Source organism: Acidovorax sp. CF316 (assembly GCF_000276605.1).
GTDB lineage: Bacteria > Pseudomonadota > Gammaproteobacteria > Burkholderiales > Burkholderiaceae_C > Acidovorax.
Window position 1 is genome coordinate 88,348 of record NZ_AKJX01000207.1, and the last position, 12,487, is coordinate 100,834.

Consider the following 12,487-nt stretch of genomic DNA (forward strand, 5'->3'; position numbering starts at 1 on the left):
GGGAACCCGGGCAAATCGCCAAGGCCCGTGCCGCTGGCTCGCACCGACCCAAGGTAACCTTGGAAGCTGCAATTTCCTGGAGACCGGATGCTCAACACCCTCTGGCTGGGTTTTTTCATCATCGCCGCCGTGGCGGCCTTCGCCCAGTGGCTGGTGGGCGGCAATGCGCAGATCTTCGGCAGCATGGTCGAGGCGCTGTTCGCCATGGCCAAGCTCTCGGTCGAGGTGATGGTGCTGCTGTTCGGCACGCTCACACTGTGGCTGGGCTTTCTGCGCATTGCCGAAAAGGCCGGCATCGTCGACGCCCTCGCCCGCTGGCTGGCGCCGCTGTTCGCCAAGCTCATGCCCGAGGTGCCGCGCGGCCATCCTTCCCTGGGGCTGATCACGCTCAACTTTGCCGCCAACGCGCTGGGGCTGGACAACGCGGCCACGCCCATGGGCCTCAAGGCCATGCGCTCGCTGCAGGAGCTCAACCCCCGGCCCGACACCGCCACCAACGCGCAGATCCTGTTCCTGGTGCTCAATGCATCGTCGCTCACGCTGCTGCCGGTGACCATCTTCATGTACCGCATGCAGCAGGGCGCGCCGGACCCGACCCTGGTCTTCCTGCCCATCCTGCTGGCCACGTCCGTCTCCACCCTGGTCGGGTTGCTGGCCGTGGCCGTGGTGCAGCGGCTGCCGCTGTGGCACCCCGTGGCGCTGGCCTACCTGCTGCCCGTGGCGCTGGTGCTGGGCGGCTTCATGGCGCTGTTGACCACGCTGAGCGCCGCGGCCCTGGCCAGCCTGTCGTCGCTGCTGGGCAACCTCACGCTGTTCTCGCTGGTGGTGCTGTTCGTGGTGCTGGGCGCCTGGCGCAAGGTGGCCGTGTACGAGGCCTTCATCGAAGGCGCGCGCGAGGGCTTCGACGTGGCCAAGGGCCTGCTGCCCTACCTGGTGGCCATGCTCTGCGCAGTGGGCGTGTTCCGCGCCTCGGGCGCGCTGGGCTATGTGCTCGACGCCATCCGCTGGTGCGTGGAGGCGGTCGGTGCCGACACCCGCTTCGTGGACGCCCTGCCCACCGCCCTGGTCAAGCCCTTCTCGGGCAGCGCCGCCCGCGCCATGCTGATCGAGACCATGCAGACCCAGGGCGTGGACAGCTTCGCCGCCCGCGCGGCGGCCATCATCCAGGGCAGCACCGAGACCACCTTCTATGTGCTGGCGGTGTACTTCGGTGCGGTGGGGATCCAGCGTGCGCGGCATTCGGTGGCGTGCGCGCTGCTGGCCGAATTGGCGGGTGTGATTGCCGCCATCGCCGTCTGCTACTGGTTCTTTGGCTAAACCAAGGCGGTGGCGGCTTCCACCCGCCGCTCACTCCCAGGCGAACGCCCCGACCAGCGCTTGTAGGCCCGGCTGAACGCCGCCTCCGACTGGTAGCCCAGGCTGTCGGCCAGCTCGGCCAGGCGCACCTGCCCTTCCTGCAGGCGCGACTGGGCCAGGGCCATGCGCCAAAGGGTCAGGTACTGCATCACCGGCATGCCCACCGATGCCGCAAAGCGCGCGGCAAAGGCCGAGCGCGACATGGCCACGGCGCTGGCCAGCGAAGCCAGGGTCCAGGGCGTGCCGGGCTGCTCGTGCATGAGCACCAGGGCCGGGCCGAGCTGGGCGTCCTGCAGGGCGCCCAGCCAGCCGGTGCGCGCGCCCGGGTCGTTCTGCAGCCAGGTGCGGATGGCCTGTAGCACCAGCACGTCGGCCAGGCGCGTGGCCACGGCCTCGCCGCCGGGCCGAAGGTGCTGGACCTCTTCCTGCAGCAGCGCCAGGATGGGCGCGAGCCAGTTCGATGGGCCCAGCGACTGCCCGCCGAGCACGATCTGGCGCGGCAGCGCATGCACCAGGCGGCGGGCCAGCACATCGTCAAAACGCACGGCACCACACACCAGGGCGACAGGCGCGTTGCCTTCGCCGTGGCGCATGATCTCGAAGCGCCCGCCGAGCTGCACGCGCGGCAGGTCGAAGAAATCGTCGGCCTGCGAGGTGGCGGTGGACAGCAGGTCGTGCCCCTCACCGCGCGGCACCAGCGCGAAGTCACCGGCCCGCAGCAACACGGGCTCGGCGCCCGGCACGCGCAGCCAGCATTCGCCCGCCGTGATGGCGTGGAACATCAGGCAGCCCGGGATCGGCGGCAGCGCAATGCCCAGGGGCGGGTGCAGATAGGAGTAGCAGTAGATCACGCCCGTCATGCGCAACAGGTGCAGGGCCCGGCCCAGCGGGTCGGTGGCGGCAGAGGCGGCTTCAACCTGGATGTCCATGCCGCCATCCTAATCCGATCTGGACGAATAATCAAAAAACACCTTCTATTCATCATTGGCATGCCGGACGCTGGCCGAGACACTGGACGCCTGTTTGTTCCACAACCCCTCGGAGTTCCACATGTCAGACATCGCAGTGATGGGTGCCACCGGCCACACGGGCAGCGTGATCGCCCGCAACCTCCTTGCCCTGGGCCACCGCGTGCGTGCCCTGGGCCGCTCGGCCGAGCGGCTCGACGCCTTGCGGCAACAGGGTGCGCAGGTGCACGTGGGTGATGCCGCCGACCCGGCCTACCTCACCCGCGCTTTCGAAGGCGCCGACGCCGTCTACGCCATGATGCCCTTCGACCCCACGGCCCCCGGTTTCGTGGAGCTGCAGCGCACCCAGGGCCAGGCCATCGTGGCGGCGCTGCAGGCGGCGCGCGTGCCGCATGTGGTGGCGCTCAGCAGCCTGGGCGCCGAGCAGCCTGCCGGCACGGGTGTGCTGGTCAGCCTGCACGAGCAGGAACAGCGCCTGGCCACGCTGCAGCACAGCCACGTGCTCAGGCTGCGCCCGGCCATGTTCTACGAGGGCCTGTTCAACCTGCTGCCCGGCGTCAAATACGGCGGCAGCCTGGCCGATGCCTTTGCGCCCGATCTGCCCATCCCCATGATCGCCACGCGCGATATTGCCGATGCGGCCACCGCGGCGCTGGACCAGCGCGGCTGGACAGGCCACAGCGTGCGCGAGCTGCTGGGCCCCGGGGACCTGAGCCACGAGCAGCTCGCCACCTTCGTGGGCGGGGTGATCGGCCAGCCGGCGCTGGCCTACCAGCAGCTTCCGTATGACGCCGCCGCTCAGGGCATGGCCCAGGCCGGCATTGCGCCCGACCTGGCCTACCTGCTGGCCGAGATGGCGCGCGCCCTCAACGAAGGGCGCGTGCGCTCGGTGGAGGGGCGCAATGCGCGCAATACCACCGCCACCCCACTGCAATCCCTGGCCCCGGCCATCAAGGCGGCTTACGACGCCCTGCCCTGAAATGCAGAAAGGCCACGGCAATCTGCACTGCCGTGGCCGTTGGTCATGCGGGGCGCGGTATCAGCCCAGGGCCGTATCCAGCACCATCATGATCACGAAGCCCAGCATCAACCCCCCGGTCGCCCAGGCCTCGTGGCCCTTGCGGTGCGACTCGGGGATGATCTCGTGGCTGATCACGAACAGCATGGCGCCAGCGGCAAAGCCCAGGCCCCAGGGCAAGAGGCTCACCGAGTAGCTGACCACGGCGGCGCCGATCACCGCACCGATGGGCTCCACCAGCCCCGAGGCCATGCCCAAGCCCACGGCCAGCCAGCGCTTGTAGCCGGCGGCCAGCAGGGCCACGGCCACCACCAGGCCCTCGGGCACATCCTGGATGGCGATGCCCGTGGCCAGGGCGCCGGCGCGCATGGTGTCGCCGCTGGCATAGCCCACGCCGATGGCCAGGCCCTCGGGCAGGTTGTGCAGCGCGATCGCGAACACGAACAGCCAGGTGCGCCGCAGCGTGCGCGAGGTCTGGCCCTCCACGCCCTTGATGAAATGCTCGTGCGGCAGCAGGCGCTCCATCAGCAGCAGCACCAGCGCACCGAGCAGGATGGCCGCACCCATGGTGCCGCCCGCCTCCCAGGCCCCGGCACCGGCGGCGCGCGAGGCATTGATGCCCGGGATGATGAGCGAGAACGAGCAGGCCGCCAGCATCACGCCCGCGCCAAAGCCGAACAGCGTGTCCTGCGTGCGCTCGGAGATGCGCTGCGAGAGCATCACCGGCAGCGTGCCCAGGGCCGTGGCCAGGGCCGCAACGCTGCCGCCCAGCAGCGCCGACAGCACCACCGGCTGCTGCGCAATCCACTGCCAGATCTGCAGCGTGCCGACCACGCCCCCGGTCAGCACGATGGCAAGGCCCAACCACTGGCGCAAGTGCAAGGACTGGCGGGCAGCAGGGGCATGGCCGGCAGGCAGCGCGGCGTTGTCGGGTGACGGCGGGGGAACGGGCATGGTGTCGGCTCCGGATGGCATCGGGTCAGGGCGCAGGGCGCGGCAGTGCGGATCGATTCAGCCGCGCGCCAGGGCGTAGCGGCGGGCCACCTCGGCCCAGTCCACCACGTTATAGAACGCCGCGATGTATTCGGGGCGGCGATTTTGGTACTGCAGGTAGTAGGCGTGTTCCCACACGTCCAGGCCCAGGATGGGGGTGTTGCCCGACAGCAGGCCGGCCATCAGCGGGCTGTCCTGGTTGCCCGAGCTCTCCACCACCAGCTTGCCGGCGCTGTTCACCGACAGCCAGGCCCAGCCGCTGCCAAAGCGCGTGAGCGCGGCCTTGGTAAAAGCGTCCTTGAAGGCATCGAAGCCGCCCAGGTCCGCCTGGACGGCCTCGGCCAGCGCGCCCTGCGGTTCACCGCCGCCCGTGGGCGACATCACGGTCCAGAACAGCGTGTGGTTGGCATGGCCGCCACCGTTGTTGCGCACGGGGCCCTGCAGGTTCTCGGGCAATTGCGCAATGCCGGCCACCAGCTCGTCCACCGGCAGGCCGGCGTGGGGCGTGCCGTCCAGCGCGGCGTTCAGGTTGTTGATATAGGTCTGGTGGTGCTTGGTGTGGTGGATCTCCATCGTGCGGGCATCGATGTGGGGTTCCAGCGCGTCATAGGCATAGGGCAAGGCAGGCAGCGAATAGAGCATGGGTTCCTTTCAGGTGGGGTGAATCGTCAATGGCCAGGTGGAAAAAATCGGGGAAGCTCAATGCGCCGTGCCCTGCAGCACGCCCGAGGCGGCGGCCAGCACGGCGGTGGTGTCGGGGTGCGGGCCATGGGCCTGCACGTGGCGCAGCAGCGCGGCATGGGATTCGCGGCTGTGGCGCCAGGCCGCCCGCTGCAGGGCGGTGCCCTGGCTGCCATCGGCCATCAGGCCCAGCAGCGTGGCATGCACGCTGCACAGCAACTGCGCAGACGCGTCCAGCGCGCCGGCTTCGGCCTGCAGGTCGGCCAGGTTCAGGTGCGAGACCACCAGGGCGGCAATGCAGTCGTCTTCCCGGCCGGCGGGGGGTGCCTGCACGATGCGCAGCGCCAGTACCAAGGCCTGCTGCTGGTAGGCCAGCGCCATCACGGGCTGTTCCATGTGCAGCGCCGCATTGGCGCGCTGCAGCGTGCGCTCCCAATGCGCCAGCGTGGCGGGCTCGGGCGCCAGGGCGTCCCGGGCGGTGGTGGCAATCGAAGGGCTGGATGCGTGACGCAGGTCCATGGCAATGCTCCTGGTGGGAGCCTTTTGCGGTGGACGGGTGTAGCGTACTCAGGCAATTAAAATGATATGCATTCTCATTCGTATTGTCCAGCGAGGGGTTTTGTGGCGGGCACATCAGGGAAAGCGCACAGCCCGGTGCGGCCCGTCTTTGCGAGCCACCTGTGGCACGGATCAGGCACCATTGCCTCCATGGTTCCCCCTCTCCATCGCTACAAGGCCCTGCTGTTCGACATGAACGAAACGTTCATGTTTGGCGGCGACCGCCTGGGGCCCGGCGAAGACTTCGATGCCACCTACCGCGCTGTGGGCGGCGCTGCGCTGTCTGCAGAAGCCGTTGCGCATTGCGTTGGCGCAGCCGTGGCGGGCTTTCTTGCCGACTACACCAACCCTGCCCTTGTCGACGACTTCCCGTCCCTGCGAGAGACGCTTGCCAAACACAGCATACCGTCCAGGCACGAGGCCCGGCTTCTGGAGCTTGTCATTGCAAGGCACGAGGTGGGCGTGGTCCCGGAATGGGCAGCACAGGTGCTTCTCACGCTGGCCCGGTCCCACCGGATGGGGTTGGTGAGCAACCTCTGGGCGCCCTCCCACCACTGGCAGCCCGAGCTGCGCCGGTCGAAGGTCGCGCCCGTGCTGGAATGCCAAGTCTTCTCTTCGGACACGAGGTCCATCAAGCCCTCCCCCCGACTACTCCTGCAAGCGCTGGGTATGCTGGACTTGCCGCCCCAGGATGTGCTGTTCGTCGGCGACAGCCTTGAGCGGGATATTGCTCCAGCCAAGGCGCTGGGGATGGCAACCTGCTGGGTCACGGCCTGCGGCGGCGGCGCGGATGTGGCGGATTTCTGCATACCCTCGATCGCTGCGCTGACCGCGGTGCCCACCCCGGCGCGCGGGTAAGTCCCGGACGACAGGCCTTCACAGCCGGGTGAGGTCGGGGTAAGGTCGGATGGTGCTGCGCGATCCGACGTTGCGAAACTGGCCGGCCTGACCTCCAACATGTGCTCGCAACGCTGGATGGGGTCCATAGGCGCGCAAGGGCCCAGTGAAAGCCCGCAGGCCAGGTCGGTACCAAATCAGCGAACATGGGTTCTCACGAAAGACCATGCGGCAGCGAAGAGGGTCACCTGCACCACCCCAAGTTCTTGAGGCTGATGGTGTGAAAGCCAAACCTGGCATGGAGCAGGCCTATCCATTAACAAGTAGTAACATTCGAGCCCAGGTGAGAGGCCGATCCGGGACACTGAGACCCATCCGATGGCAGGGTCCGGCCGATTGCCCACCACCCCAAAACACGCCAGCATCGACCCTCATTGCAAGGCACCTCCTCTCACCGCCGCACCCATGAAACGCTTCTACGTCGTTGCCTCGGTCCCCCTGCTGCTGGCGGCGTTGATTCCCATCGCGGCCTCGCTTTACCTGGCACAGCGCAAGGCCCGGGATGACCAGGTGGCCTACCTGACCTCGCTGGCGGACGAGGTGCTGCGCCGGGGCATCGCCTCGCGCCAGCAGCTGGTGGCGGCCTTGAACGAGCTCGACAAGGACCCCAGCCCACCCTGCGGCCAGGCCAGCCTGGCGCGCATGCAGCAGATGGTGGGCACCTCGTTCTACCTGCAGGGCATGGGTTCGGTGGTGGAAGGGACGCTGGTCTGCAGCACGCTCACCCTGGGCAGCGGTCCGGTGGCACTGGCCGGCAAGCCGATGGTCACCTCCTCGGGCATCTCCAGCTGGATCGGAGCGCGCCTGCCCTTCGCGCCCGAGCAGCCCTTCCACATCTATGCGCGCAACGGCCATGCGGTGATCATCCACCCCGGCATCGTGATCGACATGCCGGTGCTGCATGCCGATGTGTCGCTGGGCCTGGCGATCACCACCCCCAAGGCGCTGATCCGCTCCCGGGGGCCACTGCAGGAGGCCTGGCTGGACCTCTACCAGGCCCCCGCCCCCAGCCTGGTGGAAAGCGACACGCACCACATCGTGTTTCGCAGCTCCCAGGAGAACAACATCGCGGCCCTGGCCGCCGCGCCCAAGGCCCTGGCCTACGAGGGCCTGGCGGCCCAGGCGCTGGTGCTGGCACCTCTGGGGCTGGTGGCCAGCGCCACCCTGGCGCTGGGAGTGGCGGCGCTCACGCGCTGGACCCTGTCCTCCCGGTCCCGGCTGCGTGCGGGCCTCAGGCGGCGCGAGTTCTTCGTGCTGTACCAGCCCATCGTGGACCTGCAGACCCGCCGCTGGGTGGGCGCAGAGGCCCTGCTGCGCTGGCGCCGTGGCAACGGCAAGGCCAACGCCACCCTGGTGCCGCCCGACGAATTCATCGCCGAGGCAGAGCGCACCGGCGTAGTGGCGCACATCACCCGCTACGTGATGGACCGCGTGCTCGAAGACCTGCCCGATGTGCTCAAGGCCAGCCCGGGCTTTCACGTCAGTCTGAACCTCTCGCCCCAGGACCTGGTGGCCGACGGGCCCGTGCAATACCTGCAGCAGCGCTTCGACGCCCAGGACCTGCCACCGGGGGCCTTGATGCTGGAGGTGACCGAGCGCGGCCTGGTGGACGTCGAGGCCGCCAGGCCCGCATTGCAGGCGGGCCGACAGATCGGCGCGTCCATCGCCATGGACGACTTCGGCACCGGCTATTCGAGCCTGTCCATGCTCGAATCCATCGACATCGACACGCTCAAGATCGACCGCATCTTCATCGCCAGCATCGGCGCGCAGGCCGCCATCAGCCCGGTCACCACGCACATCATCGAGATGGCGCAGAAGCTGGGGCTGGACCTGATCGCCGAGGGCGTGGAAACCCAGTTCCAGGCCGACTTCCTGCGCGAGCGCGGCGTGCGGCATGCGCAGGGCTGGCTGTTTGCCAAGGCCATGCCACTGGCCGAGCTGCTGGCAGGGCTCAAGGCCCAGGCAGCTCGATAGACGCGCTCAGGCGCCCCTCCCCGCTTTTCCTTCGGCCGGCAGCACGCTCACGCACACCCGCTGCAGCGCGGCGATGGCAGCATCGCGCGCGCCCGGGTGCTCGTCGGCAGGGTGGCGCGCGAGCCAGCGCGCCAGCTCGTTGATGGCGCCGTTCAAGGCCGAGGCGCAGGCATCGACCTCCAGCAGTGCCAGGCCCGCGGGCGCCAGGATCTCGGCGACCACGGCATGCAGCTGCTGGTAGCCATGGCGCCCGTCGAGTTCCGCCCAGGCCTGGGCGCCCAACACCGAGGGGCCGTCGATCAGCAGCACCTGGCGCGGGCCGGGCCGCGACACCGCATCGATCCAGGCCAATGCACCCGCCACCAACTGGTCCGGCGGGGTCGCCTCTGCATCGGCCGCCCCGTCGATGGCGGCGCTGAGCTCGGCATGCACCGCTTCGCAGACGGCCACGAACAGGTCTTTCTTGTCGCGAAAGTGGTGGTACAGCGCGCCGCGCGTGAGGCCCGTGGCCGCCAGCAGCGCCTCGGTGGAGGTGGCGGCATAGCCGTCCCTCTCGAACAGCGCGCGCGCCGCCGCAATGAGTTTGGTGCGCGACTGGGCGCCCTGCTCCAGGCGCCGATTGCCCGCGGCGGGGCCGGGAATGGGTTTTCCTGTTGACATACAGACTGTACGTATCTATATTTAATTGAACATACAGGCAGTATGTACGCAGTACTCATCCGATGCAACAGGAGCCACCATGCCAACCCCGTCCCCCCTTTCGCAACTGACCTCCGCCTATCCCCTGGTCACCACCGCCACCGTCCCGGCCTCGCGCGACTTCTTCGTGCAGCACCTGGGTTTCGAGGTGGTCTTCGAAGCCTCGTGGTTCGTGCTGCTGTCGCGCAACAGCAGCGAGGGCGGTGCGGCGTCCATCGCCTTCATGGCGCCCGACCATCCCTCGCGCCCGCCAGGCCCCGAGGTCTTCAACGGCCAGGGCCTGCTGCTGACCCTGCAGGTGGACGATGCCCGCCGCGAAGAGGCTCGCCTGCGCGCGGCCGGCGTGGAAATCGTCCATGCCGTGCAGCACGAGCCCTGGGGCCAGGTGCGCTTCCAGGTGCGCGATCCTTCGGGCCTGGTGCTCGACATCGTGGAGCAGGCCGAGCCCGCCGAGGGCTTCTGGGACCCGTACCTGGCTGGCTGACCATGGCCGAAACAACCACCACCCCGGGCCCCGTACGTGCCTTGCTGGCCATCTCCTGGCCACTGATCGCCACCTACTCGCTGCAGGCCGTGGTCGGCGTGACGGATACCTGGTTCGCCGGCCGCATCTCGGCCGATGCCCTGGCCGGTCTGGGGGCGCAGACCTTCCTGAACCTGGCGGTGTTCGTGGGCCTGGGCGGCGTGGCGTTTGCCGTGCAGGTGCCGGTGGCCCAGGCCCTGGGTGCGGGCCAGGTGCAGGCCGCACGGGCCTACCTGCCCGCGGGCCTGCTGGCCGCCGCGCTCACCCTGCCCTGCTTTTGGGCGCTGGCCTGGGCCGGGCCCTGGCTGTTTGCGCTGTGGCAGTTGCCCGCGGAGTCCACCGCGCAGGCCGTGCAGTACTGGCAGCCGCGCATGGCGGGCGGGGTATCGGTGGTGCTGCTGTTCGCGGTGTCGAGCTACCTGGCCGGCCTGGGCCGCACGCGGGCCAGCCTGAGGGCCAGCCTGGCGGCGGCCGTGGCCAATGTGCCGCTCAACCAGTGGCTGATCTTCGATGCGGGCCTGGGCCTCGCAGGTTCGGCCCACGCATCCACGCTGGCCAATCTGGTCGGTGTGGCGGCAGGGCTGGGCATGGTTCCCCGCGCGGGCTGGAGATCGTCCCTCGGCTCCCTGCGAGCCCGCACCGTGGAGCTGCTGCGCACCGGCCTGCCCATCGGCGTGGCCGCCGCGGCCGATGTGCTGGCGATGGCGTTGTTCCAGCTCCTGATGTCGCACATCGGCCCCGCCGAGGGTGCGGCCACCTTGCTGCTGCTGTCGCTCACCGGCCTGGCCTTCTGGCCGGCGCTGGGCCTGGCCACGGGCAGTGCCACGCTGGTGGGCCATGCCATGGGAGCGGGCCAGCGCCACCAGATAGCGCCCCTGGTGCGCGCCAGCCTGTGGCTGATGGCGGGCTGGATGGCCCTGGTGGGCTCCGCCATGGTGCTCGTCGGCCCGCCCCTGCTGGCGGCGCTGCTGGGCAGCGATGCCGGGGCCGGCGGCCAGGCCGCGCTGGCCCTGGCCACCTCGCTGCTCGGGCTGGTGGCCGCGTACCAGGTGCTCGATGCCATCAACCTGGGCAGTGCCTTTGCCCTGCGCGGCCTGGGCGACGTGCGCTGGGCCAGTACCGTCAACACCGTGTGCTCGCTGCTGCTGTTCGTGCCGCTGGCGGCATGGTTGTCACTCGATGCGCTGGGCGCCAGCGTGCCGGCCCTGGGCTGGGGCGCATGGGGTGGCTGGATGGCGGCGGCGCTGCTCAGCGCGGTGCTGGCTGCGGCCTTTCACGCAAGGCTGCGGTGGGTGCTGCGGGGTTTCCAGGAGAGCGTCAGCCCTGCTCGTCGTCCGGCGTGAACACCTGGCCGGCCACCATGTCCCATTCGGCGATCTGCTCGTTGGCGGCGACCAGCCGGCCCACCAGCAGCTTGATGAAGGCCTTGTCGAAGCGCGACTGCAGGTCTTCGGACGCCTCGCGCAGCGCGGGGTTGCGGATCTTGAGCACCAGCACCTCGGTCTCGGCCACGGCGGTGGCCGTGCGCAGGCGGTTGTCGGGGCGCAGGTAGGTCATCTCGCCCAGGGTCACGCCCGGGCCCAGGGTGCTCAGCGTCCAGCCCTGGCGGCTCACGGTCACCTGGCCCTCGATGAGGATGCAGAACGAGTCGCCGGGCTGGCCCTCGCGCATGAGCACCGTGCCCTGCTCCAGCCGGCGCCAGTTGCCCAGGCGCATCAGCTCCCACAGCGCCACGTCGTGGAAGTCGGCAAAGAAGGGCAGCTCGCGCAGCCGGCCGAAGCGCTCGGCCTCGGTGTCCTGCGAGCGCTGGCGCGGCAGGTCGCGGTGGGCGTCGAGCAGGGCCTGGGCGAAGTCGCCCCAGGTGGCAAAGCGGTCGGTCGGCTTCTTGGCCATGGCGCGCAGCAGCACCGCGTCCACATGCCCGGGCAGCGACACGCGCAGCAGGCTCGGGGGCGTGGGCTCTTCGTGGCTGATCTTGTAGAGCGTGGCGAAGTCGGTCTCGCCATCGAAGGGGCGGCGGCCGGTGAGCAGCTCGTACACCACGATGGCCAGCGAGAACATGTCGCTGTGGTGCGTGAGGTCTTCCTCGCGCACCTGCTCGGGCGACATGTAGGAGGGCGAACCCACCATGCCCGAGAGCTGCGTGGCATCGCTGCGCAGCGACAGCGCGGCGCCGAAGTCGGTGAGCTTGACGTCGCCGTTGGCGGCCAGCATCAGGTTGGCGGGCTTGATGTCGCGGTGCACCAGGCCTTCGCGGTAGGCGTATTCGAGCGCATTGCAGCACTTGAAGGCGATGTCCAGCACATGGGGCACCGGCAGCAGGGCATCGGCCCGGGCATGGGCCGCCAGGGGCTGGCCGTCCACGTATTCGAGCACCAGGTAGGGCTGGGCGGCGTCCTCGTCGGCATCGAGCAGGCGCACGATGTGGGGGTGCCTGAGCCGGCCGGACATGGCCGCCTCGTTGCGCAGCAGGCGCCGGTAGCGCTCGGCCTGGTCGGGCTGGGCCAGCAGGTGGGCGTGCATCTGCTTGATGGCCACGCGCTTGCCGCGGAACCCGTCGAGCCCCAGGTACACGATGCCGCTGGCGCCGCGCCCAAGCTCGCGCTCGATGCGGTACTTGCCGATGGTCGGGGGGATGAGGGTGGGCGTGGCGGTCATGGGCATCCGGGTGGCGATGCCCGCATTGTGGCAAAAGCCGCGGCCTGCAACCGCATGCGGCATCCCCACCCGTGGCTTTTTGCACGCCGGCAACGGTCCGTGGTGTGCCGCAAGTGTCCCGCCCGCTGTTCCATTTCTGAACAAGGGCTGTGCCATGGC

General features: G+C 69.3%; 12 protein-coding genes. 6 read left to right on the forward strand and 6 right to left on the reverse strand.

Annotated elements, in window-relative coordinates; genetic code table 11:
- Positions 1 to 87 precede the first annotated feature (87 nt).
- Positions 88 to 1,317 (forward strand): nucleoside recognition domain-containing protein, encoded by a 1,230-nt coding sequence (locus tag PMI14_RS25580; protein ID WP_007858856.1) that lies wholly within the window; start codon positions 88 to 90, stop codon positions 1,315 to 1,317.
- Here PMI14_RS25580 and PMI14_RS25585 read toward each other — a convergent pair.
- Entirely contained in the window at positions 1,314 to 2,285 is a 972-nt protein-coding gene (locus tag PMI14_RS25585; RefSeq protein WP_007858857.1) for an AraC family transcriptional regulator, read from the reverse strand. The two genes, PMI14_RS25580 and PMI14_RS25585, sit on opposite strands and share 4 nt — an antisense overlap.
- Positions 2,286 to 2,406: 121 nt before the next feature.
- On the opposite strand from PMI14_RS25585, the gene PMI14_RS25590 reads away from it, so the two are divergent.
- Complete coding sequence (locus PMI14_RS25590) at positions 2,407 to 3,303, forward strand: NmrA family NAD(P)-binding protein (RefSeq protein ID WP_007858858.1); 897 nt, start codon at positions 2,407 to 2,409, stop codon at positions 3,301 to 3,303.
- Positions 3,304 to 3,363: 60 nt separating this feature from the next.
- On the opposite strand, the gene PMI14_RS25595 is transcribed toward PMI14_RS25590, so the two are convergent.
- Genes PMI14_RS25595 through PMI14_RS25605 form a run of 3 tightly spaced genes read right to left on the reverse strand, consistent with a single transcriptional unit; the run spans position 3,364 to position 5,535 of the window.
- A complete protein-coding gene (locus tag PMI14_RS25595; RefSeq protein ID WP_007858859.1) occupies positions 3,364 to 4,296 on the reverse strand; it encodes a ZIP family metal transporter in 933 nt (310 codons plus the stop codon).
- Positions 4,297 to 4,353: 57 nt separating this feature from the next.
- Positions 4,354 to 4,977 (reverse strand): superoxide dismutase, encoded by a 624-nt coding sequence (locus tag PMI14_RS25600; RefSeq protein ID WP_007858860.1) that lies wholly within the window; start codon positions 4,975 to 4,977, stop codon positions 4,354 to 4,356.
- 57 nt (positions 4,978 to 5,034) lie between these two features.
- A complete protein-coding gene (locus PMI14_RS25605) occupies positions 5,035 to 5,535 on the reverse strand; it encodes a hypothetical protein (RefSeq protein WP_007858861.1) in 501 nt (166 codons plus the stop codon).
- 189 nt (positions 5,536 to 5,724) lie between these two features.
- Between PMI14_RS25605 and PMI14_RS25610 the strand changes: the two genes are divergently transcribed.
- Both PMI14_RS25610 and PMI14_RS33740 read left to right on the forward strand, forming a co-directional pair.
- On the forward strand, positions 5,725 to 6,432 hold the full coding sequence (locus PMI14_RS25610; protein WP_052024492.1) for an HAD family hydrolase: 708 nt from the start codon (positions 5,725 to 5,727) through the stop codon (positions 6,430 to 6,432).
- Between the two features lie 444 nt (positions 6,433 to 6,876).
- Positions 6,877 to 8,448: an EAL domain-containing protein gene (locus PMI14_RS33740; RefSeq protein WP_007858864.1), complete on the forward strand. Its 1,572-nt coding sequence runs from the start codon at positions 6,877 to 6,879 to the stop codon at positions 8,446 to 8,448.
- 6 nt (positions 8,449 to 8,454) lie between these two features.
- Here the strand turns inward: PMI14_RS33740 and PMI14_RS25620 are convergent, their stop codons facing one another.
- Positions 8,455 to 9,108, reverse strand: coding sequence for a TetR/AcrR family transcriptional regulator (locus tag PMI14_RS25620; RefSeq protein ID WP_007858866.1), 654 nt, complete (start codon positions 9,106 to 9,108; stop codon positions 8,455 to 8,457).
- Positions 9,109 to 9,187: 79 nt separating this feature from the next.
- On the opposite strand from PMI14_RS25620, the gene PMI14_RS25625 reads away from it, so the two are divergent.
- Positions 9,188 to 9,631 carry a VOC family protein gene (locus PMI14_RS25625; RefSeq protein ID WP_007858868.1) on the forward strand — a complete coding sequence of 148 codons (444 nt, stop codon included), beginning with the start codon at positions 9,188 to 9,190 and terminating at the stop codon, positions 9,629 to 9,631.
- Positions 9,632 to 9,633: 2 nt separating this feature from the next.
- On the forward strand, positions 9,634 to 11,013 hold the full coding sequence (locus PMI14_RS25630) for an MATE family efflux transporter (protein ID WP_007858869.1): 1,380 nt from the start codon (positions 9,634 to 9,636) through the stop codon (positions 11,011 to 11,013).
- Here the strand turns inward: PMI14_RS25630 and PMI14_RS25635 are convergent.
- The gene (locus tag PMI14_RS25635) at positions 10,988 to 12,328 is read right to left on the reverse strand and encodes a protein kinase (protein ID WP_007858871.1); all 1,341 of its coding nucleotides are present in this window, start codon (positions 12,326 to 12,328) and stop codon (positions 10,988 to 10,990) included. The two genes, PMI14_RS25630 and PMI14_RS25635, sit on opposite strands and share 26 nt — an antisense overlap.
- Between the last annotated feature and the right edge of the window lie 159 nt (positions 12,329 to 12,487).

Bases quoted from the DNA above. Each gene is read 5' to 3' on its own strand.
- PMI14_RS25580 (WP_007858856.1), top strand. From the start codon at position 88: ATGCTCAACACCCTCTGGCTGGGTTTTTTCATCATCGCCGCCGTGGCG.
- PMI14_RS25585 (WP_007858857.1), bottom strand. From the start codon at position 2,285: ATGGACATCCAGGTTGAAGCCGCCTCTGCCGCCACCGACCCGCTGGGC.
- PMI14_RS25590 (WP_007858858.1), top strand. From the start codon at position 2,407: ATGTCAGACATCGCAGTGATGGGTGCCACCGGCCACACGGGCAGCGTG.
- PMI14_RS25595 (WP_007858859.1), bottom strand. From the start codon at position 4,296: ATGCCCGTTCCCCCGCCGTCACCCGACAACGCCGCGCTGCCTGCCGGC.
- PMI14_RS25600 (WP_007858860.1), bottom strand. From the start codon at position 4,977: ATGCTCTATTCGCTGCCTGCCTTGCCCTATGCCTATGACGCGCTGGAA.
- PMI14_RS25605 (WP_007858861.1), bottom strand. From the start codon at position 5,535: ATGGACCTGCGTCACGCATCCAGCCCTTCGATTGCCACCACCGCCCGG.
- PMI14_RS25610 (WP_052024492.1), top strand. From the start codon at position 5,725: ATGGTTCCCCCTCTCCATCGCTACAAGGCCCTGCTGTTCGACATGAAC.
- PMI14_RS33740 (WP_007858864.1), top strand. From the start codon at position 6,877: ATGAAACGCTTCTACGTCGTTGCCTCGGTCCCCCTGCTGCTGGCGGCG.
- PMI14_RS25620 (WP_007858866.1), bottom strand. From the start codon at position 9,108: ATGTCAACAGGAAAACCCATTCCCGGCCCCGCCGCGGGCAATCGGCGC.
- PMI14_RS25625 (WP_007858868.1), top strand. From the start codon at position 9,188: ATGCCAACCCCGTCCCCCCTTTCGCAACTGACCTCCGCCTATCCCCTG.
- PMI14_RS25630 (WP_007858869.1), top strand. From the start codon at position 9,634: ATGGCCGAAACAACCACCACCCCGGGCCCCGTACGTGCCTTGCTGGCC.
- PMI14_RS25635 (WP_007858871.1), bottom strand. From the start codon at position 12,328: ATGACCGCCACGCCCACCCTCATCCCCCCGACCATCGGCAAGTACCGC.